Below are 22,944 nucleotides of genomic sequence, written 5' to 3' on the forward strand. Positions count from 1 at the left end.
TTCAGCATTCCGCCTCGGCGAAGATCGGACATCAGCCGATCGGCTCGACCTCGATCATCGATCGGCCAGGCGATGGCAGCCTGATGGCTGACGTCCGGTGTCAGCCCGTGCGGTTACGATTCCTGTTGTGACAGTTCATCCGTTCCCGCCGCCGCACCATGGCTCTTCCGTCCCACCGAGGCCGGCCCAGCCACCGATGCCTGCTGCCGCTGCGATGCCACATCCGGGTGTTGCCTCGCACTCGGAAGGCAAACGGCGTCTCCGCCGCGGAGTCCAACTGGCGATGAGCGTTCTTGTTGGCGTTTTCGCCTATGTGACGGGTCTAGTCGTTTCGACGCTGGCGCTGCAGGCGAACCCGTGGGCCTTCGGCAGCAACGGTGAACTCACGAATACGGGAATCGTCGTGGCTTTGCTGCTGAGTCTCGTTTGGCTCAGCGTCTTCGTCCGGCGCCGTTGGCCTCTCGTGCCGTTCATCGCCGGGGCTCTCCTCGCCGCGGGCTGGGGCGATGGTCTCCTGCTCCTCATCGGCCTGTTCCATACCGTTATTCTCGGCCCTCGAGTGCGGATGATCGTCACGGCCGTCATCGGGTCGGTGCTCGTCATCGCCGGAGTGATCCGACACTGTCTCCTGCCTCCTGCACTCAACCCATTCGGTCTCATGATCGTGGGTGATCCTGCGGTGATCACCGATGTCGAAGCTTCTGCCCCACCTGCGGATTCTCTGTTGGCTATGAATCTGATGACGGTCATCGCCGGCGTGGTCGGACTCGGGGTGAGCATCGGGTTCGGGCTGCTGCTGCGTCGGACTCGCAGAATGAAGGCTGTCGAGACGATCGCCCAGCGTGAAACCGAGCGCAGCGAATCGCTGTCTACGGAACTCGCTCGCCAGTCCGAGCGCAACCTCCTGGCCCGCGAACTTCACGACACCCTCTCCCACCGGCTGTCCGTCATCTCCCTGCACTCCGGTGCGTTGGAAGTCGGAACCCAAGATGACGCCGAGGTGGCGACTGTCGCCTCTGCGCTGCGCCGAGAGGCACGTGCATCGTTGGACGATCTGCGCCACCTCGTCGGCGGTGTGCGTGAAGGAACCTTCGGTGAACAGAGCCAGTTGGGGCCGACGTCGACTCCGCCGAGCCTGCCCTCCATGGGCTCCATCCCGCAGCTGATCGCCTCGGTTCAGGCGACCGGTACGCAGATTCGTCCGTCAATCATCATGCAGGACGTTGAGAGCGCCCCCACGGTGCTTGACCGGGCGGTTTATCGCATCGTGCAGGAGTCCCTGACGAACGCATTGAAGCACTCCCCCGGCGCACCTGTGGATCTGAGCCTGAGCGTTTCGGCCAACCAGGGAGCGCGCATCGTCGTAGCGAACGCGCTGCCCACGACCAGGAGGGCCCAGGATCCGGAATCGGACTTATCGACGAGTGGTTCAGGAGCCGGGCTCGAGGGAATCCGCGAAAGAACGCACCTGCTCTCGGGCACGGTCAGCATCGGTCGGCGTGAGGGTCTGTTCGTCGTCGATGTGTCCTTCCCGCCTTTCGAACGCCGGCCCCAGGGCTGAGGCTCGTCACCGGCGTCCCGGCGCTTTACTGTGGTGCCGCTCCCCTGCCGATGCCGTGCCCGCGCGGCGTCGCCACTGTCGTGTCCTAGGCCTCCTGTAGTCTGTTTTCATGGCTCAGACTTCTCCCAGTATCCGCGTCCTCCTCGTCGACGATGACTCGATGGTGCTGACTGGCCTCAAGGCTATACTTCAGATCGCTGAGGACATTGAAACGGTCGGAACTGCTCTCAATGGCGAAGGTGCACTGGAGCAAGCTTCACTTCATTTCCCTGACATCGTGCTCATGGATGTGCGGATGCCGGGCATCGGTGGCATCGAAGCAACAGTGCGGTTGACCAACAGTGTGCGACCACCGAAGGTCATTGCTCTCACCAGCTTCGATTCCGATGATTATCTCTTCGGGGCTCTCGAAGCTGGCGCGAGTGGCTTCCTCCTCAAGGACATCGGACCTGCGGAGCTTGCCGAGGCCGTCAGGAAGGTCCATGCCGGTGAGTCGATTCTGGCACCGCAGGCGACGCTGCGGCTCATCAGAACCATCACGGCCAAACAGGATCATCAGACCAAACGCGATGCCGCCGCGCTCATCTCCACCCTGACAGCGAAGGAACGTGAGATCGCTGTCCTCGTCGCACGAGGGCTGTCGAATCGTGAGATCGCCGAGGCGACTTACACCAGCGAGGCCACCGTGAAGACTCATCTCAACCGAGTGAACGTCAAACTCGATGCCAGCAACCGAGTCCGTATCGCTGTCCTTGTCGAACGGTCCGGTTTGACTGCGGGTTCCGGCATCATCTGAACAGGCTCGTCGTTGTCACGTCTGACAACCAACACGGATATTCCCTCGGGAATTGAACCCGATCGGAATTGAACCTGGTGGGAATCGAGCCAGACGGGAATCGAACCAGGTTGACTGCCCAGGTCTTGCCTGATCCGGTGTGAACTTCTTCAGTCCAAACGAATCCGGTCCGGACGAATCCAGTCTGCTCGGAATCGCGGTCCGCTCAGAAGGGCGGCGGATCTTTCGCGAGATTGTGTTTCCATTGCACGCGTGCCTCTTGCCAAGCCTTCTTGGTACGCACGTACTCGACCTCGGAAGTACGGTGATCGGCCGTCTTCTTCGCTCTGCGGTAGGGCTGGTCCCTGCGTCGACCTCGCGGCAGACGTTTCATTGTCACAGAGTTCGTCCCCGGCGGCAGGCAGCGCTGGAATACCGCGTTCTGCCAGTCCGACATCCGATCGATCATCAATTGTCGGCGCGTGGCTTTCGCCAGGGCATAGCTCTCCTGCAGGCATCGCTGATGGTCAGCAATTGCTTGTTCACGTTGCCTCGCTTCGTCGCGCTCTCGAATCGCCGTCTCTCCGGGCATGAGCTCAAGGACGTACGGCGGTGGAGGAACCTTATCTTTCGGTAATCGCCACTTTCTGGGACTGATACCAGTCAGTGCGTAGAACTCGATGGCTTGAGCTGCGTCGACGGGCTGGTCGGGAGCAGCGACTGTGGTTGTCACGCCATGGGAGAATTCGTATTCGACCAGACCAGATTCCGGCATCCGCACTGAGTAGTTTCGGGCAGTCTTCACCGCGTGGTGCTTTTTACACAGACAATGCAGGTTGCTGAAGCGTGTGAGTCCGCCCTGGTCAGGGTGGTCATGGTCGAATGGAATGACGTGGTCGATCTCCGACTTCTCTGCCCTTCGACTGCACCCCGGCACTGTGCAGATCGCCCACTTTGCGATGAGCGTTCTCCGCACATCGCTCGGAATTCTGTAGGTGGTGGCCTTCGCGTCGATGGGTGTGCCTGTCGCCGGGTCCGTCAGTATTCTCGTCAGCGTCTTCGAACGAGCACCGATGCGCCGCGCTGTCTCTGCTAGCACCGGCGAGCCGTCAGCGAGAGTTCCCGGAAGCTCTGATTCGCCGGTCAACGTCAAGTACGGGACCGTGACTACGACGGCGGCTTGGTTTGCTATCCACCACTGGTCAGTGGGCATGCCAACCGAGACGTCATATTCCGTGATCTCTTCTTGCGGCGGCGAAGCGTGACAGAAGACCGTACCTGTCGGAGACGACCCTGCGGCATCTTTCGCACAATCAGTCAGCCCGCTGACTCCCTGGTCATCGAAATCAAACAGGGGGTTTCCCCTGTCATCAAGAAGCGAGGATTCCGCGGTGCCTTGGATTCCCGTCACCGGGTCGATTCGTTTGACCCTGATGCTCAGCTTCGGCTGCGGCCGGGTCGCAATATCAAACATGAGATTGCTGATGGTGCGCTCGTCGATCACCTCAACTCCAGGCGCCAGGTTGAACGTGTTGGCCTGTCCCGCATGAATCGCTCGCGCCATGGCTTGGATACGCTGATAGCTGGCATGCACCTCAGCCGCCGGCCCTGTCAGAGTCATGCATGCCGTTCCATCCTTGAATGTGTCGACATCGACTCTACGTCGACGGGCGGCTGATTCTGCCCGGTCTTCTGCAGGTTCGAGGAGTTGGATCTTCTTCCGCAGTGCGGTTCGGAAGTACTCGCTCGTCACGTCTGCTCTCCTGACAGAGAGATGTTCGTCCAATCGGGGCAGGAATCGCATGGCAACCGTTTGGCATAGGTCGGCAGCGGCATCAACATGAGCCTGCGTGAACTCGCCGTCTCGGACTCGGTCGGCGAATCGTGGGAGACCGTGTATCACGGTCATCGCCGCAGTCAGGCGGCGGTAGGTGCGCGGAGTCGAGGTTCCGAAGATCGCCGAAATCTCAACGAGGTCCTCGGTGAACACATTGTCATGGATCCACCGCGAGAAGTCGGTGTCGGGCTCGAAGCCAGGGAAGTCCGGAGGTTCAGGAGCTTCCGGCTCGGGTTCCACCTTGGGCGTTCGAACGTTCTGCGCAAATTCGGCATCGTAGGCCATCATTGTCGTCGGGGTGTCGACAACGAGCACGAGTTCGGTGCAGGGCTCGTCGAGCTCGAATTCTTCCGGTGGCCCCGAATTCCAAGCCAAATCGCTGACGGTCATCCGTAGGTTGGCTTCTCTGACTCGTTCCTCTTCCGAAGCTTCTGGCCATCGATCGACTGAGCCGGAAATCGTGGCGAACGTGTACGGGTCGTCCCCTTCGGGAACGTCGGCTCCGTGGTGTTGGATGACCTGCTCAAGGATGACTCCCGCACTGAGCTCGAATACCTTCATCTGCGCCCGGTCGTATTCAGCAGATGCACTGCCAAGATTGGTGACGCTCGATTCGCAGCGAACGCTGTAGCGTGGCGACACACTTTCATCCGCACTCGCGCCGGCGCCTTTGCCAGCAGAGTCAGGCTTCGTGCTTCGTTCGCTACATTGCCGGTCATGTGTTTCGGATGTGCTTTTCATCGTGTATCACCTGCCTCGTACATCTATGTCGGGAAGAGTGAGTGGAGCACTGACGAAGTTAACTGATATTCATATTCTATACTATTCGAATGCTAATTGTACAGATATCATTCATGACCACTTATGAATCTTGCACAATGCTTTGGAGTCGTCCGGATTGCCTTGTTGGTTGATGCTCTCAGACGGCACTGACACGAGACCTGTCGTGCGGCACTGTCGGCCCGACCCCCTCACTCACTGGACTTGGACAGATGACTGCTGGCAACCTCGGCGAACTGCTGTCGCGAACGCCACGAGAGCCCCAGATACAGAAGGAATGAGGCGACGAACGACGGGATCGTCGCGCCCATCGGACTCGGAAACACATAGGTGAGCAGGTAGGACACAACGGCCCCGACTATCCACACGGCGACTGCAGCCCAATTGACGCCGCGAGTGTAGGAGTAGATACCTCCGGCTTCACTCAATATGTCCCTCGTATAGGTCCGGCGCTTGATGATGTAGTAGTCGACGATGAGGATCGCGAACACGGGAACGAAGAAGGCCCCGATCATTGTGAGGAAGTCGGTGTACTGGTCGAGCAGGGCCAACCAGGTCGATCCGAGAATCGAGACGATTCCGAGCACCAATGCCACCGGCAGGAACTTCAGCTTCGTCCGCTTCTGCGCGCCGACGACCGAGTTGACCATCCCATAGACAACCATCGTGTTCGTCGCCATCACGGACAGGAAGATGACGATCGCCAACGCCCACCCGAATTCCGCGGCCAGCGCGGTCGGATCGAAGGGAGCCGCGTCTGCGCCGTCGAGGAGGATGTAGCTGAAGGCGGTGAGACCGAGGACCATGGCAAGCACCGTGGAGACAATATAGCCGAGGCCTGAGCCGATGATCCCCGACTTCTGACTCTTGGCCAGGCGGTTGAGGTCACCAGAGAGCACAGTCCACGAGATCGCAGTCGAGATGACGATGTCGAGAGCGAGAACCGGGGTGAATTCCAGACTGGGATCAGCCTGAAGCGCAGCGTATTCGCTCGGCGAGTGCCCGTTGAAAGCGATGACGAAGACATAGGCCATGACCAACAGAATGAGGAGCGCGAACCAAGGTTCGGCCCTCTCAATGCCCTCATGCCCGAGGATGGCAAGCCCGACGACCAGGGCCTGGCACAGCACGGAGAAGAAAATCGGGTTGGAGAATCCAGTCGTCTGCGCGACGACGAAGTTGACGCTGATGCCCGCGAGCATGGCTTGCACCCAGCTCCAGCCCATGAGGATGACGACGTTGGCTGCTACAGGCAGATAGCTGCCTGTGGGTCCGAATGCTCCCCTGGTGATCGCCATCGTGGCGAGGCCGGTGCGGGTGCCGATATTCCCGATCAGAGTGAGCACGATTGTGCCGATGATTGTGCCTGCGATGATGACGATGACAGCGGTGACGTAGTCGATGCCCGGGACGAAGAGTGTGCCGGTGAGCATGGTTGTCACGACGAGGTTGGCGGCCAACCAGATCATGAACATCCGTCTGGTGCCCAAGTGCCCGCGGATGACTCCGGAGTCGTCGCTTCCAGATTCCAAGCGCGATTCGAGGCTGCGGTACCAGTTCACTGGGCGATCACCTCGGCGACCTTAGGCGCTGCTTCAGCGGAGGCATCCGCGGGCGAAGCGTCGGGGACAGTCGACAGGTGCTCGTGGATCGCCAGGAGTCTTCCGTCGCCGAGGTGGCGGAAGATGATGCTCTCACGTTCCCGATACGAATCCGTGCCCTCCCTCGTCCTCACCGTCGTATCGACGGTGTGAGAGAAGACCGCTCCGCCCGGGAAGGTCTGCACGAGCCTGGCTGAGGAGACGCAGCCGGCGACCGACCATCCCTCGGCTATCCATGAGTCCCAGGTCTCCTCGTACTCCGCACGTGAATCTAAGCGGCTGTTCTCGGGGTGGAAGATGAATGTGGCGTCGGGGGCAAAAGCTGCGAAGTAGGCCTTCGCATCGGTCCTCGCAAATGCGGCGACGATGGCGTCGGCGGCGCGAAGCACCTCGGCGTGGCTGGGTTCATTCACATCGTTGGGCATGACGTTCGTCAACTTTCTGTGTCGCAGGTCCTCCCAGCCGGTTGCATGCATTTGCAGGCAGTCGCAGGCAGAGCTGATGGGCCGAGTGAAACTCTAGTGATTCGGTGACCCAGCACACTGTACGCAGTGGAGTGATTTTCGGGTTGATTGTCCACCGAGGACTGCACCGCCACCCATAGCGGCGCACTCCCCGACCACGTCACTGCCTGCATTGCGAGATAGCGCTGTCAGCAACTGAGATTTCGCTTAGGTTGAAGAGCGTGTGACGTGCGGCTGCACCCGCAGCTCCCGCCGCAACCGTGCGTCGAAGATCGTCATAGTGAAGATGAAGGAGACACTGCTTCCATGAGTGCGGAACTGATCTGCGTGATCGTCCTCGGCCTGATGTTCGTCATCGGCACATGGCGTGACATCAACATGGGCCTGCTGGGCTTCGTCGCAGCGGCAGGAGTCGGCGGACTCGTCCTCCACCAGGCCCCAGAGGAGTTCCTCGCCGGCTTCCCCGTCGACCTGTTCCTCACCCTTGTGGGACTGACCTATCTGTTCGGCTTCGCCCAGAACAACGGAGTCATCGTAGTCATCGTCAACTGGTGCGTCAAGCTCGTCGGCGGTCGGACAGCGCTCATGCCGTGGATCTTCTTCGCCCTCACCGCGATCCTCATCTCCTTGGGCGCTCTCTTCGCCGTGGCCATCATCGCGCCGCTGGCGTTGTCGTTCGCGCGCAAACATCGGATCAACCAGTTCATGGTCGGCCTCCTCGTCGTCCACGGTGCACTGGCCGGGGCCTTCTCCCCCATCAGCGTCTACGGCATCTTCATCAACGACTACCTAGCCAAGAACGGCCTGGCTCCGACACCGTTGTCGTTGTTCTTGGCACCGCTGATCTTCAACTCAGTCTTCGCTCTCGTCGTCTACTTCGTCCTTCACCGGCGGCCCGGATTACGCGCCGAGGCGGACGATGCCCTGTCCGCCGAAACCGAGCGTCCCGACACCATCAGATTGACTCGGAGCCAGGTGCCGACCCTGATCGGACTCATCGCGATGGCTCTGTCCGTGCTGATCTTCAGCTGGGACGTCGGGATCGTGACGATCACAATCGCCGTCGTTCTCACCTTCATCAACCCGGCAGCAGGTAAGGCCGCGATGACCAAGGTGTCATGGTCAGTCGTCATTCTCATCACCGGAGTCCTCACCTACATCGCCGTGCTCCAAGCCGCGGGCACCGTCGAATGGGTCTCGGCGGGGATCTCGGCCATCGGCATCCCGCTGCTGGCTGCCCTGCTGCTCTTCTACATGTCGGGCCTCATCTCTGCACTGGCGTCATCGTTGGCGATCATCGGCGTTGTCATCGCCCTGGCCGTGCCGTTCCTCCAATCAGGTGATGTGCATGTGGGCGGCTTCGTCGCTGCGCTGGCGATCGCGGCAACAATCGTCGACATCAGTCCGTTCTCGACCAATGGTGCGATGCTGTTGGCCAATGTGCACACTACGATCCGCGATCGCTACTACAAGCAGATGATCGGCTATGCCGGCCTCATGTGCCTCATCGGTCCCGGACTGGCCTGGGTAGTCGCAGCGGTGCCGACGATTCTCACGAGGTGAGTGCTGACCAGGTGAAGGCCCTGGCTCGGCGTCCGTTCGTCTCGCCCTGGTCCCTCAACTCACCAGGGTCGAATCCCCCAGTGCAACAATGCAGTATGAACGATCCGCTTTGGCACGAACTCCTCGAGCGAGTGCGACAGGACACCCCGCAGCTTCTCAACGACTTCATCGCCGAACTTGCTCAGCTTGAGGGCTACACCCACGGTCGCGTTCCCGTCTCCGATCTCACCGGAACCGCTGAGCAGGTCTTCGACCTCTTCCTCCGGCGGCTGTCCACCGCTGAACATATGACCGACGAATCGTCCCTTCCAGAAGCTCTGGGACGCCGGCGTGCCAGGCAGGGCCTGCGAGTCGATCAGTTCACTGAGGCTGTGCGCATCAACTTTCGTGTGCTATGGCGAGCACTTCATCGGGCCGCGCAGCCAGATCTCACCGGCGTGCTCATGGAGTACGGAGAACGCGTCCTCGACGTTGTTGAACGTTATGCGACAGAAGTGCAGCGGTCCTTTCTCAACGAGACGGGGGAAATGGCGCGTTCTCGCAGAACCGCACGCGAACGCGCCCTGACAAAGCTGTTCTCCGGTCACGCGGACGATGACGACGTCTGTGCCATCGCCACGGTTCTCGGCATGAGAGACGACGGTGAATTCGAACTCATTGCAATTCCCACCAATGTCATCACCGAGGATCTGGAGCAGAGCTTCGCGACTCTCGAGTCACATTCGTACGAAGACGAACAGATGACCTATGTGTTCCGTCATCGGCGCACGCTGATCAGCCTGGTCGACGAACTGCCCGAGCTCGCAGGCGGGTACATCTCGAAGATCGACGGATTGGGGCAGGTGTCACGGGCAGCGGCACTGGCCAAACACCTCGGCGAGCTTCATCCTGGTCGCTCTGCAGTCAATTTGAAGGAAGGATTCGCCGCCATCGCTCGCACGGCGATGGAGACTCTCATCAGCGGCTTCGAGCATGAACTGCTCGGTGACTTTGCCAGTTCGGTGGGCGAAAGGCCCAATGAGAGGTTGAAGCGTCTGGCCACAACCATCGCTGTCTACCTGGAAAACGGTTCGGTTCAGGAGGCGGCGGACTCGCTCTATGTCCACAGGAACACCGTGTTCAAACGTCTTCAGTCCTTCCACGACATCACCGGTTTGGACGTGACCATCCCGCGTGATGCCGCGATCGCACTGATCCTGACGCAGGACACTCAGCGGTACTGACCGACGCTGTCCGGCCCAGAGGTTCAAATGCACACCACGGTGCTCAAAGCCGAGACATTCATCCAATGACCACCTATCCGCGCTCCCCTAGTCTCGAATCAGCACCCCACACCTCAACGAGCTGCACTCGAAGGAGAGCCCATGATCACCAACGACGCACAACAACGGATCCTCGCGGCAGTCGACGCCCAATTCGACCAACAGTTGGCGGCGACCGCCGAGCTGGTGAATTCGCCGTCCAGACGTGAGCATGAGGAGCCCGCACAGGATCTCATCGAGTCCCGTCTGCAGAACCTCGGCCTCGACATCGACAGATGGGTCATCGACTCCCCCGAGTTGGAGGCCCACCCCGGCTTCGGCCCTTCCACCGTCGATTACACGGGGATGACCAATATCGTCGGTACGTACCAGCCTGCCCAGGACAGCGGGAAGTCCCTGATCCTCAACGGCCACATCGATGTCGTACCGCAGGGTCCAGACGACAGATGGTCGCGTTCACCCTGGGACGCCGAGGTGGTCGACGGGTGGATGTACGGCCGTGGTGCCGGTGACATGAAGGCAGGGCTGATCGCCAATCTGTTCGCCTTCGACGCCATCCGTCAGGCCGGCTTCGACCTCACCGGACGCGTCCACCTCCAGTCCGTCGTCGAGGAGGAGTGCACCGGAAACGGGTCCTTGGCTGCCCTGCTGCGCGGTTACACCGCGGACGCGGTCATCATCTCCGAGCCAGAGGAAGATGCCCTGGTCAGAGCCAATGTCGGGGTTCTGTGGTTCACGGTCAGAGTCAGCGGCAACCCCACCCATCCACGCGAGATGGCCAATGGCTTCAACGCCATCGATGCCGCATTCGACGTGATGCAGGCTCTGCGCGTTCTCGAACAGACATGGAACGACAGGAAGAGTGAGCACCCGTATTTCGAGGACCTCGATCACCCGATCAACTTCAACTTCGGTGAGATCCGCGGCGGTGACTGGCCCTCGAGCGTGCCGGCCTGGTGCGAACTCCAGGTCCGCGTCGCCACCTACCCCGGAACCAACGCCGATGAGGCCTGGGCCGAAGTCGAGAAATGCGTGAGGGATGCCGGAGCCGGACGACCAGCGGACGAGGCCTCATCCGCTCGCCCGACCTTTGAAACGGTCCTGACTCCGAACGGCTTCTACGCCGACGGGTACGTCCTCGAGCCCGGCAGTGATGCCGAAGAGCTGCTCGAACGCACCCACCGTGAGACCTTCGACGCCGAGCTCACCAGCTTCACCACACCCGGCTATCTCGACGGTCGAGTCTTCGTCAACTACGGACAGATGCCGACCCTGGTCTATGGTCCCGTCTCGGAGAACATCCACGGATTCGATGAGCGTGTGAGCATCGAATCGGTGCGCAAGTGCACGAAATCCATGGCGCTCTTCATCGCCGAGTGGTGCGGCATCAAAGAATAGGTGGTGCGGGATCGTCGAATAGGTGACAGGGGTCGTCGAATAGTCCGGCTCCCTGAAACCGGAAACCGCACTGGTTGATTCAGGAAACCGCGCTGGCGGGCTTCACATGCTCCCGTTGGTCTGGAAGTTTCCGTGCCAGGACAGGGCCTCACCCAGCAGGTGTGGAGTGTGGCGTCCGTTCGGGTTCTCTGCGATCGCCCGATCCAGATAGTCGCCGAGGCGGTCCCGGTAGCTCGGGTGCGCGCAGTTGGCGATGATCGTGCGTGCTCGCGCCACCGGGGAGAGTCCGCGCAGATCGGCCAGCCCCTGCTCGGTGACGAGGATCTGGGTGTCGTGTTCCGTGTGGTCGATGTGGCTGGCGAAGGGCACGATCGAGGAGATCGCTGCGTTCTTTGCCAAGGAGTTCGACACGAAGAAGTTGAGGTAGGCGTTACGAGCGAAGTCGCCGGAACCGCCGATGCCGTTGATGATGGACGAACCCATCACGTGGGTGGAGTTCACGTTGCCGTAGATGTCGGCTTCGACCATCCCGTTGATCGCAATGACGCCGAGGCGGCGGATGGCTTCCGGATGGTTCGACATCTCCTGGGTGCGCAGGAGGATGCGTCCTTTGTAGGACTCGATGTTCTCGTTGAAGTCAGCGGCGCGCTCGGCTGAGAGGGAGAAGGCTGTGGCCGAGACGGAGGCGAGCTTGCCGTTGTCGATGAGGTCGAGCATCCCGTCTTGGATGACCTCGGTGTAAGCGCTCAGGCCCTCGAATTCGCTGTCAGCCAGGTTGCCCATGACGGCGTTTGCAACGTTGCCGACACCCGACTGCAGCGGCAGCAGCTCCTCCGGCAGCCTGCCGGACTTGATCTCGTGGCGCAGGAAGTCCACGAGGTGGGAGGCAATGGCCTTCGAATCGTCGTCGGCGGGTTTGAACGGCAGGTTCCGATCGGGTGCGTTCGTCTCAACGACGGCAACGACCTTGGATGGGTCCACGCGCAGGTATGGGTCGCCGATGCGCTGCATGGGCTCGAGGAGCTGGATGGGCAGGCGCTCGGGCGGGCGGCGGGTGCCGTAGTAGACGTCGTGGAATCCTTCATAGGCGCGCGGGTGCCAGGAGTTGACCTCGAGAATGACCTTGTCGGCCAGGTCGAGCCAGGTCTTCGAATTGCCCACCGAACTGCCGGGAATCAACAGACCGTTGGGCAGGATCGCAGCAACTTCCACGACGGCGACGTCGAGGTTTCCGTAGAAGCCGAACCAGGCCTGTTGGGCTGAGTGGCTGAGGTGCGTGTCGACGTATTCCGTATCGCCGGAGTTGATCGACTTCCGCATTGCCGGGTCGGACTGGAAGGGCAGTCGTTTGCTCACGGCTCCCGCCTCGGCGAGGACTCCGTCAAGTTCGGGTGCGGTCGAGGCGCCGGTCCACAGCTCGATGCCGAAGTCACGACCAGCATCGTGCTCCGTGCGAGCCTGCGCTGCAATAGCACCGGGCACCGACTTCGGGTATCCCGAACCGGTGAATCCACTCATGGCGACGCGGTCGCCGTGACCGATGTGAACAGCCGCTGCCTCTGCGGTGACGACCTTCGAACTCAGGTCAGGGCACGTAATTCTCGACATTCACATGAGTTTATCGGACGCTGTTTCCGTCACTTCAATCCGGCCAGGTACTCCCCCGCCCCAATCGCAATCTTCGCCTCGGCCTCCACGCCGACCGCGAGCATGTCTTCGTCGACGTCGAAGCGTTCTGTGTGGTGGCCCCAGGAGGTGTCCATGCCGATCTGGACGTAGGTCGCCAGGCCGCCGCGTTCCTTGACTCTCTTCATCATCGCCGTCGCGTCCTCGGATCCGCCCAGTCCACCGGTGTCGCTGATCTCGGCGACTCCGTCGACGCCCTCGAAACAGGTCCGAATATAGGGAAGCAGTTCCGGACTCGGCGATTCCTGGTCCGCCTTGCCGACTACAGTCGACTCGGCGTCGACGTCGTACATCCTCGCGGCGCCGGCAATGACGTCCTGCGCCCGCTCGAACATGAATGCGTTGATCTCACTCGACTCGCCGCGCGTTTCGATTCTGAGCGTCGCTGCCCTGGGTACGACATTGCGGCCCTCACCAGCATGGAAGGTGCCGACGTTGATGCGACTGGCGCCCGCCGAGTGCCGGGGTATCGCATGCAGGTTCAACGTCGCCGAGGCGGCTGCGAGAAGCGCGTTCTTGCCTTTCTCGGGGTCTCCCCCGGCGTGTGATCCGACGCCGGCGAAGGTGACGTCGAGCTTCGTACTCGCCAGGTACCCATCGGACCCGGTGAGCACATTGCCCTTCTCATCATCGGACTTCAGGTGGGTGGCGACGAAGAGATCGACGTCGTCGAACCATCCCGCGGCGACGATCGAGTGAGCGCCACGCACCCCCTCCTCGGCGGGTTGGAAGATGATTTTCACCCTCCCGCTCAGCTCGTCCTTCAGTTGGGACAATCTCGTGGCCAACCCCAGTCCGATAGCGGCATGGCCGTCATGACCGCACCCGTGCATGGCACCCTCGTTGACCGAGGAGAATCCCTCGGCGAAAGGCCGATGCGTCTCATCGGCCAGTTCCACCAGATCGTTGGAGTCGATGTCGAAGCGGAAGCACACGACCGGCCCGGGACGTCCGGTCTCCAGCATGCCGAGGACACCGGTGAATCCGTCACCCATCGTCTCGACAAGTTCCGGGTCCGCGCCCTGCGCCACCGCACGAACGCGTTCACCAGCGAGCACCTCGGCGTCGGGCACCCCCAGCCGAGAATCGGCGTCGTGAAGTTCGGGACCGTACACCGTGTCCCATCCCAAGTCACGCAGCACAGCGATGATCGCCGAGGTGGTCCGGAACTCCGTCCAACCCGGTTCCGCGTACTTGTGGAAGTCTCGTCGCCAAGCTTTCAGCTGGGTCGTCAGTGCCGGTGTCAACGTCATAGTGGGGTCCTTGGATCGGTGGCTGAAACTCCTCAGTTCGAATGGTAGTCCTCTACAAATGAGAAGGGTGCTGACGGCTCCTCGGTGAGATGAGCTGCCGGTTCACCCTGCGGGGCAACCACCCCAGGGAAATGACCGGCATGCCGATCGGCCTCCAGTGCCGCAGCTGCCTCGGCGCGGGACCTGCGCACTGTCGTCAGTGCGAGGCTGGGCACCGGGATGAAGACGATGACGGCCAGGAGCAGCACCAGGGTGAAGATCAAAATCGCGTCGATGAGTGAGGTGCCGATGGCGATCGCACCGACGACGATCGCAGGCAGGCCCGCTCCCGTGTAGAACGCGAGATAGAGGGCCGCAGTGATTCCAGCGCGTTGACGCGCCGGGGTGAGCATGTCGATCTCCCGGTTTGCTCCCCAATAGCTCAATCCGTGCCCGGTACCTGTGGCGACGGCAGCGGTTGCCATGAGGACAAGTGCCGTGGTGGCCCCCAGACTCGGCAGGTTGGAACTGAGCAGCAAGGCGGCTCCGAGCCCCAAGAGTGTGAGGCCGATGGTCTGCGCGGCCCGTGGTTGGAGTTTCGGGGCCAGGAGCTGACTGCCAGCGGAGATGACGAGTACGGTGCCCACGATGAGTCCCGAAGTCAGCGTGCTCGACTCAGGTAGGGTCGCCTCGGTCAAAGAAGGCAGCAGAGCGAGGAAGAGCCCGAGCGCTGCCCAGCCGAGCAGCCCGGTGACGGCGGCTATGTAGAAGCTCGAGCGCATCGGTCCCGGCACCGACGGCCAGGTCGGCCGCCAGCGCTGCCGAGTCATGGGGCTGTGGAAACGCAGGGTGATCACGAGCAGACCGGTGACGATGAGGAGAGCGAGCATCACCCAGAAAGGTGCCACCAGCGACGTGGCTCCCGATGTCGACCCGGCAGTCATCTGGGATACGACACCGGCGATGATCGGTCCCGCTCCCGTACCGAGCACGAAGGACATGGTGGCTGCGGTCGACCCCAGCCATGCGCGGCGGGCAGGTGAAGCTTCGACCATGAGTGCGATCCCGGCGCCCGTTCCCAGTCCCAAACCGACTCCGGTGAGCACACGCCCGGCAAAGAGTCCGCTCACCCCGATCGTGTCGACGGTGAACAGTGCGGTGCCGACGCTGACACTTCCGATTGCTGCGAGCAGCACCGGTCTGCGACCGAAGGCATCGGCGGCTGAACCGAACAGGAGCAGGGCGGGCAGGCAACTGACGACGTAGGTCGCATACAGCGCGGTCATCGTCCAATCCGTCATGGCGTACGCCAGTTTGAAGTGAGGATACAGCGGGCTGGCGAGGTTAGCGGCGGCAGACAATGCGAAAAGCACGGCGGCACCGATCCATAACTGTCGCCTCGACCCACGGATGCGAGCGTATTCGGGCAAGCAGGAACCTCCTTCTGAACGTGGTGCCTATCGAGCAGCAGGGAACAGAGCTGCCCTCAGGCGTCATTGGAACGCCACCATCGAAACGGACCCTGAGCGGGTGTGCATCATTGGGATCAGTACACATTCGTTCAGGTCCTGATGGCGCCCTAAGTCCAGGGTGCGGTGCATGAAGTAGTGTTGTCTATCGTAAGAACGAACAGGATACCGTTCGAAGGAATCGAATGATTGACAATCGGCTCATGATGTTGAGCATGATCGCCAGGCACGGCACGGTCACCGCCGCCGCTGAATCATTGCGCTACTCGCCTTCGACCGTCTCCCACCAGATCAAACAGTTGGCAACGGAGCTGGGGGTCACTCTCCTCGAGCAGCGCGGTCGCAACATTCGGCTGACGCCAGCGGCACACTCATTGCTCGGGCACTTCGACGTCATGGCTGCCGAGTGGGAGCGGGCTCTGGCGGACATCGACGCCTATGTTACGACCGTCACCGGATCAATCACTCTCTGCGCGTTCTCTACCGCGGCGAGCATCCTGCTGCCACAAACCATGCGTGCCCTCAACACAGAATTCCCACACCTCGCCACACAGACCATCGAAGCCGAACCAAGCGAGTGCTACGATCTTCTGCTCTCTGGGGAAGTCGACCTGGGAATCGTAGCCGTGACGACCGAGACGCCGACGGGAGCCGACGATCGGTTCACGCAGAAGTTCCTCGCCGATGATCCTCTCGACCTCATGGTCCCTCTCGACCATCACCTGGCCGATCGTTCGTCGGTCTCGATCGCCGACGCCAAGGAAGAGACGTGGATACTCGGCCGACCAGGCACCACCTACCATCAGCTGGTCGTGGCCAACTGCGCCAGTGCCGGCTTCACTCCCCGAATCGGCCATTACGCCAACGACTGGAACACCGGCACTGCCCTCGTTCACGATGGATTCGGCGTCTGCGTCGCCTCTCGCCTCTCCCGGTCTCAGGATCTCCATCCCGTTCGACGCATCCCTCTTTCCGGTGAACACGCACCCACGCGCCATATCGCCGCGGTCACTCGCGCAGGAGCCGAGAGCCGACCGACGATTCGCTTCGCGCTCGAACTCCTGACTTCGGAGACGCAGAAGGTCATGGCCCAGCTCGGCAGAGACCTCGGCTAGGAACTCTGCGGCGTGGTCAGACGCTCACAGGAAAGGTCGCATGGGCCGCAGCGCGACTTCGAGGACCTGGGTCAGTGGGTGACGGTCGAGCCAGTCGCGGCCGAGAACCTTGGAATGCTCGGCATCTTTGAGGAATACCGTCTCCATCTCAGAGGCAAAGTTGTCGTCGATGATCTCAACGTTGGTCTCATAGTTGAAGCTCAGTGAGAGGCGGTCGATGTTCGCAGTCCCCACCGTCGACCACACCCCGTCGACTGTCGCGATCTTGGCGTGGATCATCGACGCTGTGTACAGAAGAACGGTGACCTTGGAACGCACCATCTGCTCGAAGAATCCCCGCGAAAGATAGTCGCCGAGGATGTGGTTGGATTCCTGGGGCACCATGACCCTGACATCGACTCCGCGTTCAGCGGCTTCGATCAGTGAGTTGAGCAGCTGCTGATCCGGGATGAAATACGGGGTCGTGAGCCAGATGCGATCCTGAGCACGCTCGAAGGCGTTGATGTACATCGACCGAATCGGATAGATCAGCTGGACCGGCTGGTTCGCCGAGACCCGCAGTTTGGATTCCCAGGCAGTCGGTGCGACCCAGGGAATCTGCTCGTCGGAGTCGTGGTATTCATTCCACACCTGAGAAATGGCTTGGCGCAGCCCCCACGTGCCGGGCCCTGCAGCTTTGAGATGAGTGTCTCTCCAGTGACGGGCGTAGAGCGAGCCGATGTTGAAACCTCCGACATAGGCAACTCTGTTGTCGATGACGAGGATTTTCGAATGGTTGAGACCGGAATAACGCAGCGGCCCTTTCCAGAACTTTCTGGCCACAGTGGGCAAGCGCAGAACTTTGATGCGCATGGACAGCTGCTCGTAGAAGGAACGGGGAATTGAGAGGTTGGCGAATCCATCGTAGATGAGGTGGATGGTGACACCGCGTTTGGCTGCGGCGTTGAACGCGTCGACGAATTTCTGACCCACCTCGTCGTTCTTCCAGATGAACGTCTCCATCTGAATCGAATCCGTAGCGGAATCGATCTCATCGAGCATGTCCTCGTACAGAGTCTCGCCGTCGGTGAAGATGCTCAGCTGAGAATCTTCCACGTTCGCCTCGAAGGTGCCGGGACGAGGCGCCTCCCGTTGTTCCCGATCGCGTTTCTGCAACAGGTCGATGGCCATCGATGCACCCACGGTGAGTGGGACTGCGCACGCGACACCGGCGGCAGCCCAGGGGGCGATGGTGCGCAGACGTAGAATTCCCTGACGAAGGTTGCGTGGAGTAGATCCCATAGCTGTTCAGTCTAACGGCCCCCAATTCCGGGCAACGTTCACCTCATACCCAAGAATGAGGGCTATGGTCGGCACCAGGTGCCCGGATACGGCACGTCGTTGCACTGTTCTAGGAGGAACGAATCATGGCTCAATCAGTCAAGGTACCCCAGCCAGCCGGAACGAAGACCACCAAGACCGAGAACGCGGAACACGGCTTCACCGCTTCCCCCGCTCTGGCCAAGAATATGCAGTCCGTCCTCGTCGACTTCATCGCCCTGCAATTGGTCGCCAAGCAGGCTCATTGGAATATCGTGGGCCCTAACTTCCGCGACCTGCACCTCAACCTCGATGAGGTTGTGGACATTGCCCGCACGGGTTCGGACAGCATTGCCGAGCGGATGAGAGCCTTGCATGCTACCGCCGACGGTCGCCCCAGCGTTGTTGCCGAGCAGTCGTCGCTGCCGGAATTCCCGGCCGGAGAGATCACAACTCATGACGCCATCGACCTCAGCGTGCGCGCCGTCGAAGCCACGGTCGCGACCATGCGCAAGGTCCACGACGAAGTCGATGAGGCCGACCCGACCACGGCAGACATCTTCCATGAGTTCATCTCACAGCTGGAGCAGCAGGCATGGTTCCTCAGCGCGGAGACCCGTTCCCCGTCGAACTGACATGACGGCCCGTCACCCGTGACGGCCCGCAACCTGGCAACCACCGGTGATCACGTCGCAGGCAGACATGATCACCGGTGGTTTTTCTCTGCCGTCAGCACCGCACACGGTCCGTACAAATCCCGCATCGCCGCGAAGGTGGTTCTTTGTCAGGCGAGGTCGATGCCCTGGCCGCGGTCCCCGGTTAAACGGGGACCGAATATCCGCCGATCCGCCTCGGCGATGGTGACATCATTGATGCTTGCTTCGCGACGGGACATGAGACCATCACCGGTGAATTCCCACAGTTCGTTGCCGTAGCTGCGCCACCACTGGCCGGTCGTGTCGTGCCATTCGTACTGAAAGCGCACGGCAATCCGATCGTCACCGAACGACCACAGGCTCTTGCGCAGGGCGTAGTCGAGTTCGCATTCCCACTTTTTGGTGAGGAAGTCGACGATCTCCGCGCGACCGGAGAGGAACTGATCGCGATTGCGCCACACCGAATCCGATGTGTACGCCAGCGAGACCTTCTGCGGGTCGCGGGTATTCCACGCATCCTCTGCGCCCTGTACCTTCTGTGCGGCACTATCGGCGTTGAAAGGTGGGAAAGGCGGGCGAGCCTCTGACATGACGGCTCCTCTCTGAGTCAATGACGTCCGGTGTCACCAGCCACTGTAGCCCCGCACCTAGCCCGGTGCGAGACGTTGCGGATGACTCCGCGACACATACGCCGACAACGCACTGCGGCGCCCCAACCCTGAAGTGGGTTGGGGCGCCGCAGTGGTGTCTCAGCAGGTCAGGTGAAGATGCTCACTCCACCCGGACCGACGAGGCAACCGACCACGATGAGGATGACTCCCCAGAGGATCTGCTTGCGGAAGATCGCGAAGATGCCCGAAATGACGAGCAGTGCGGCGATGATCCAGAGAATGGTAGCCATAGTCTTGTCCCGTCCCTAACCGTTGAACACTTGGTGTTGCGACCCACAGGTATATGAACCTGCTGGGAGTCGGAAGCTCTCTCAGTGCCGTGGAGTGTCCGGGTCCTCGAACGTCCTTTTCTCGGTGGGCCGAGGATCGTAGCCGCGGTCGTTGAGACGAGGATCGTTCTCAGCGGCACGCGGATCGCCCTCTGGAGCCCGAGGAGCACGACCATCCGCAGTTGGACGGTTGCTGCCGCCCATGCGGTAATCGTCCTCGACGGGCTGGTTGTTGTCCGCCACTGGACGGCCGTCGTCGACAGGTCGATCGCCGAGACGATCACCGGGTTCGCGGCCTGCACCGTTGTCAGCGAAACGCGGATCCGCTCCGGCGGGCGCCTGACGCTGGTCAGCGACCCGAGGGTCATGGGCAGCCGGAGGCTGCTGGCCCTGTGGTGGCTGCCCCTGATCGGCAAAGCGAGGATCATTGGCAGTTGGCGATTGTTCGGCAACTGGTCGTTGCTGTCCCTGTGGTGGCTGCCCCTGATCATCGAAGCGAGGATCGCCGGCAACGGGCGGCTGCTGAGCCTGGGGTGCCTGCGGAGCTTGACGCTGGTCAGCGACCCGTGGGTCGTTGGCAGCTGGCGGCTGCTGGCCTGCGGCCTGCCCCTGGTCAGCGACACGAGGATCGCCGGCAACGGGCGGCTGCTGAGCCTGTGGCGCCTGATGCTGGTCGGCGACACGAGGATCATGACCCGCGTGATGCTCATCGGCAACGGGCCGACCGTCATGGTGACGATCATCGGCAACCGGACGACCATCAGCGACTGGACGGTCATCGGCTACGCGGCGCTCATCGGCGACAGGGCGACCGTCTGCAACTGGGCGACCGTCATCGACGGGACGCTGATCAGCACCACGAGGATCGTGACCCGCATGACGCTCGTCGGCAACCGGACGACCAGCGGCAGCCGGTTGACCGTCATGATGACCCTCGTCGGCAACCGGACGACCATCATGGTGACGGTCGTGACCGTCACTGTCATGACCGGCCACTGCACCGGCACCCGCACCAGCGGCTGCACCCGGTGCGGCGTTTTTGCTGCCGTGCGTGTCGACGTCGGGGTCGAGTTCGTCGGCGCGCTTAAGTTGACGTTCCTGTTCGAGACGCTTCTCCTGGGCAAGACGTTCGCGTTCAGCGGCGTCAGCGTCCAGTTTCTCGGCTTCAGCCTGCTTGCGCTTAGCCTCTGCGGCCTGCACCTCAGCGTCGGCATCGGCCTTCTTGGCCTCGGCCTTGCGGTGTTCGGCGTCCGCTTCCCGAGCATGTACTTCATGCTCGGACTCAGCAGTCTCCTGACGGATCCGGGCGGCCTCCTTGCGCTGGTGTTCGCGCTTCTTAGCTGCGGCCTTACGGCTGACCGCGATGATGATGCCGACGACAATCAAAATAACGACGATCGCAACGACTATCCAGATAATGGTAGTTGTACTCATGCGCTCTCTCCTTGCTGCCTATTCGGTTCTCATTGATCATGTGGATCCGATCAACAGGATGATTTCATATTTGCACGGCAATTCACCCCTGACAAGCGATTGAACAGTAACGACTTCGGCGTGTCGAGTGCCCCAGAGCCCAAATGGACCCTTTTATTGCACCTTTAGGCCATCTAGTGTTAGCAGAATGCGAGAGATCCGATCTGATGCGGCTGTGATACCCGGCTCAAGCGCCACAGCAGCGATCTGCTGGATTCTCGCCGGTGTCGTCTATCTCCTCGTCGAGGCACTTGCCGCATCTGCATTCCCTAGCTATTCATATGCGATGAATTACATCAGCGATCTCGGCGTGCCCGATGTCGAGATATTGGGTAATCGGGCGATTGATTCGCCGCTGCATGTGTTCATGAACATCGCCTTTCTCGTCCACGGTTTCCTGTTCGCGACAGCGGCCATAAATACGGCGCGCGGATCGCGATTTCCCCTGCGTTTGCCGATCATCGCCCTCGCCATTGCCCATGCCCTCGGCATGGTCCTCATTGCCGTAGTCAACGGCGGAGCGCACAACAACAGTCTCGGACTGGGAGGGATCCACCTCCTCGGCGCGTTCCTCGCCTTCGTCGGTGGGCACCTGACCGCGATATGTTTCGGCCTGTCCCTGTTACTGCGCCGCGATCACCTCATGCGCGGCGGAAGACTGATCGGTGTCGTCAGCGTTGCGATCGGCCTCGTCGGTGTCCTCGGCATCGTCATGCTCCAGGTCGACGTCCGAGTCCTTCCAGGAACCATCCTGGCCGACGGCACATGGGAACGCATCGGTATGTACGCGATCGTAGTGTGGGAGATGATCGTCGGCTTCGTCCTCCTGCGTGACCAGAAAATTCACCGTGCGCAGCCGAAGGTCCCCGCCCTAGACTGACCCTAGATCCCAACGGAACGAGTCCGTTCTCGAAAGGTGACCAGATGCCAACCGACAGTTCACAGACGACGACCATCGGAGAGCTCGCCGGTGCGCATGGTCTCGACATCGATCCTGAGACCCTCAATGTCAATGAGCTGGGCCTCGACTTCCAAGTCGCCATCGCCGAGGCGGTCGACGGCCGGTCCTGGGTGCTGAGGATCCCCCGTCGCCCGGACGTGATCGAACGAGCCGCCGTCGAGGGCCGTTTCCTCCGTGCCATCGCACCCCACCTGAGTGTCGCGGTTCCCGATTGGCAGATTCACACAGATGACCTCATCGCCTATCCGCTGCTTCCCGGTGCCCCCGGACTCACGATCGATGACCAGGGCCAGCCGCAGTGGCATTTCGACGTCGAGGAGGCCGAATACATCCAGTCCCTCGCAGATTTCCTCGCCGAGCTCCACCGCGTCGATCCCGCGCTCGTGCGTTCCTCGGGCATTGATGAGTTCTCCCCCGCCGAGGTGAGACAGCGTAAACGCGATGACATCGCTCGCGTTGTGACCGAGTTCGATGTGGCGCAGAGTCTGCGTGAGCGGTGGGCTGTGTGGCTCGACGATGACGCTTATTGGCCCACTTTCACCACGATCACCCACGGAGAGGTATATCCGGCACACCAGCTCATGGACGGGGCGAAAAACCTCAGCATCCTCGACTGGACCACAGCTGCCATCGGCGACCCGGCCAGGGACTTCATGTTCCACCATGCCAGCGTCTCGGCGCAGGCATTCGATGCGACGATCAGTCGTTACGTGAAGAAGGGCGGCCAGGTGTGGCCGAAGTTCGCCGAACACTGCGGCGAACTGTTCTCCACCTCGCCGGTCGAGCTCGGACTCTACGCGCTGCAGACGGGCGATGCCGGCCATATAGAGGCAGCGAAAGCACAACTGAATCCCACCGAATGAAGGAAGCGC

At 61.3% G+C, this 22,944-nt stretch carries 19 protein-coding genes; 10 read left to right on the forward strand and 9 right to left on the reverse strand.

Annotation, left to right across the window (positions count from 1 at the left end):
- The first annotated feature begins 283 nt into the window (after positions 1-283).
- Both JTF07_RS09485 and JTF07_RS09490 read left to right on the forward strand, forming a co-directional pair.
- On the forward strand, positions 284-1,561 hold the full coding sequence (locus JTF07_RS09485; protein WP_252199670.1) for a sensor histidine kinase: 1,278 nt from the start codon (positions 284-286) through the stop codon (positions 1,559-1,561).
- 109 nt (positions 1,562-1,670) lie between these two features.
- Complete coding sequence (locus JTF07_RS09490) at positions 1,671-2,357, forward strand: response regulator transcription factor (RefSeq protein WP_204233993.1); 687 nt, start codon at positions 1,671-1,673, stop codon at positions 2,355-2,357.
- Positions 2,358-2,562: 205 nt separating this feature from the next.
- Here JTF07_RS09490 and JTF07_RS09495 read toward each other — a convergent pair whose 3' ends face one another.
- The 3 genes from JTF07_RS09495 to JTF07_RS09505 form a co-directional block, all read right to left on the reverse strand.
- Positions 2,563-4,815 carry an HNH endonuclease signature motif containing protein gene (locus JTF07_RS09495; protein ID WP_204233994.1) on the reverse strand — a complete coding sequence of 751 codons (2,253 nt, stop codon included), beginning with the start codon at positions 4,813-4,815 and terminating at the stop codon, positions 2,563-2,565.
- Positions 4,816-5,144: 329 nt separating this feature from the next.
- Positions 5,145-6,515, reverse strand: coding sequence for a purine-cytosine permease family protein (locus tag JTF07_RS09500; protein ID WP_353843923.1), 1,371 nt, complete (start codon positions 6,513-6,515; stop codon positions 5,145-5,147).
- Positions 6,512-6,979: a YybH family protein gene (locus JTF07_RS09505; protein ID WP_204233995.1), complete on the reverse strand. Its 468-nt coding sequence runs from the start codon at positions 6,977-6,979 to the stop codon at positions 6,512-6,514. The genes JTF07_RS09500 and JTF07_RS09505 overlap by 4 nt, the downstream gene beginning before the upstream one ends.
- 345 nt (positions 6,980-7,324) lie before the next feature.
- Between JTF07_RS09505 and JTF07_RS09510 the strand changes: the two genes are divergently transcribed.
- From JTF07_RS09510 to JTF07_RS09520, 3 genes are all read left to right on the forward strand, one after another.
- Positions 7,325-8,581, forward strand: a complete 1,257-nt coding sequence (locus JTF07_RS09510; RefSeq protein WP_204233996.1) for an SLC13 family permease — start codon at positions 7,325-7,327, stop codon at positions 8,579-8,581.
- 95 nt (positions 8,582-8,676) lie between these two features.
- Positions 8,677-9,804: an RsbRD N-terminal domain-containing protein gene (locus JTF07_RS09515; RefSeq protein WP_204233997.1), complete on the forward strand. Its 1,128-nt coding sequence runs from the start codon at positions 8,677-8,679 to the stop codon at positions 9,802-9,804.
- Between the two features lie 141 nt (positions 9,805-9,945).
- A complete protein-coding gene (locus JTF07_RS09520) occupies positions 9,946-11,241 on the forward strand; it encodes an ArgE/DapE family deacylase (protein ID WP_204233998.1) in 1,296 nt (431 codons plus the stop codon).
- A gap of 102 nt (positions 11,242-11,343) precedes the next feature.
- On the opposite strand, the gene scpC is transcribed toward JTF07_RS09520, so the two are convergent.
- From scpC to JTF07_RS09535, 3 genes are read right to left on the reverse strand one after another with little or no spacing between them, the layout of a single operon-like run.
- Positions 11,344-12,849, reverse strand: coding sequence for a succinyl-CoA:acetate CoA-transferase ScpC (gene scpC, locus JTF07_RS09525; RefSeq protein WP_204233999.1), 1,506 nt, complete (start codon positions 12,847-12,849; stop codon positions 11,344-11,346).
- A gap of 29 nt (positions 12,850-12,878) precedes the next feature.
- A complete protein-coding gene (locus JTF07_RS09530; RefSeq protein ID WP_204234000.1) occupies positions 12,879-14,180 on the reverse strand; it encodes an amidohydrolase in 1,302 nt (433 codons plus the stop codon).
- A gap of 32 nt (positions 14,181-14,212) precedes the next feature.
- A complete protein-coding gene (locus JTF07_RS09535) occupies positions 14,213-15,589 on the reverse strand; it encodes an MFS transporter (protein ID WP_204234001.1) in 1,377 nt (458 codons plus the stop codon).
- A gap of 224 nt (positions 15,590-15,813) precedes the next feature.
- Here JTF07_RS09535 and JTF07_RS09540 point away from each other — a divergent pair, with 224 nt between their 5' ends.
- On the forward strand, positions 15,814-16,743 hold the full coding sequence (locus tag JTF07_RS09540; RefSeq protein ID WP_204234002.1) for a LysR family transcriptional regulator: 930 nt from the start codon (positions 15,814-15,816) through the stop codon (positions 16,741-16,743).
- Positions 16,744-16,767: 24 nt separating this feature from the next.
- Here JTF07_RS09540 and JTF07_RS09545 read toward each other — a convergent pair whose 3' ends face one another.
- The gene (locus tag JTF07_RS09545; protein ID WP_204234003.1) at positions 16,768-18,024 is read right to left on the reverse strand and encodes a phospholipase D-like domain-containing protein; all 1,257 of its coding nucleotides are present in this window, start codon (positions 18,022-18,024) and stop codon (positions 16,768-16,770) included.
- A gap of 125 nt (positions 18,025-18,149) precedes the next feature.
- On the opposite strand from JTF07_RS09545, the gene JTF07_RS09550 reads away from it, so the two are divergent.
- On the forward strand, positions 18,150-18,677 hold the full coding sequence (locus tag JTF07_RS09550) for a Dps family protein (RefSeq protein ID WP_204234004.1): 528 nt from the start codon (positions 18,150-18,152) through the stop codon (positions 18,675-18,677).
- Between the two features lie 149 nt (positions 18,678-18,826).
- Here the strand turns inward: JTF07_RS09550 and JTF07_RS09555 are convergent, their stop codons facing one another.
- Together JTF07_RS09555 and JTF07_RS09560 are read right to left on the reverse strand one after the other, a co-directional pair.
- Positions 18,827-19,288, reverse strand: a complete 462-nt coding sequence (locus JTF07_RS09555; protein ID WP_204234005.1) for a nuclear transport factor 2 family protein — start codon at positions 19,286-19,288, stop codon at positions 18,827-18,829.
- A 167-nt stretch (positions 19,289-19,455) separates the two neighbouring features.
- Positions 19,456-19,599 carry a GPGG-motif small membrane protein gene (locus tag JTF07_RS09560; protein WP_198395240.1) on the reverse strand — a complete coding sequence of 48 codons (144 nt, stop codon included), beginning with the start codon at positions 19,597-19,599 and terminating at the stop codon, positions 19,456-19,458.
- Between the two features lie 84 nt (positions 19,600-19,683).
- Here JTF07_RS09560 and JTF07_RS09565 point away from each other — a divergent pair, with 84 nt between their 5' ends.
- The 3 genes from JTF07_RS09565 to JTF07_RS09575 all read left to right on the forward strand — a co-directional run bounded on the left by JTF07_RS09565 (position 19,684) and on the right by JTF07_RS09575 (position 22,935).
- Positions 19,684-21,108: a hypothetical protein gene (locus tag JTF07_RS09565; RefSeq protein ID WP_204234006.1), complete on the forward strand. Its 1,425-nt coding sequence runs from the start codon at positions 19,684-19,686 to the stop codon at positions 21,106-21,108.
- 151 nt (positions 21,109-21,259) lie between these two features.
- Complete coding sequence (locus JTF07_RS09570) at positions 21,260-21,991, forward strand: DUF998 domain-containing protein (protein WP_204234007.1); 732 nt, start codon at positions 21,260-21,262, stop codon at positions 21,989-21,991.
- 44 nt (positions 21,992-22,035) lie between these two features.
- On the forward strand, positions 22,036-22,935 hold the full coding sequence (locus tag JTF07_RS09575; RefSeq protein ID WP_204234008.1) for a macrolide 2'-phosphotransferase: 900 nt from the start codon (positions 22,036-22,038) through the stop codon (positions 22,933-22,935).
- Positions 22,936-22,944 lie beyond the last annotated feature (9 nt).

Origin of the sequence: Brevibacterium sp. RIT 803 (assembly GCF_016892625.1) — a bacterium.
Taxonomy (GTDB): domain Bacteria; phylum Actinomycetota; class Actinomycetes; order Actinomycetales; family Brevibacteriaceae; genus Brevibacterium.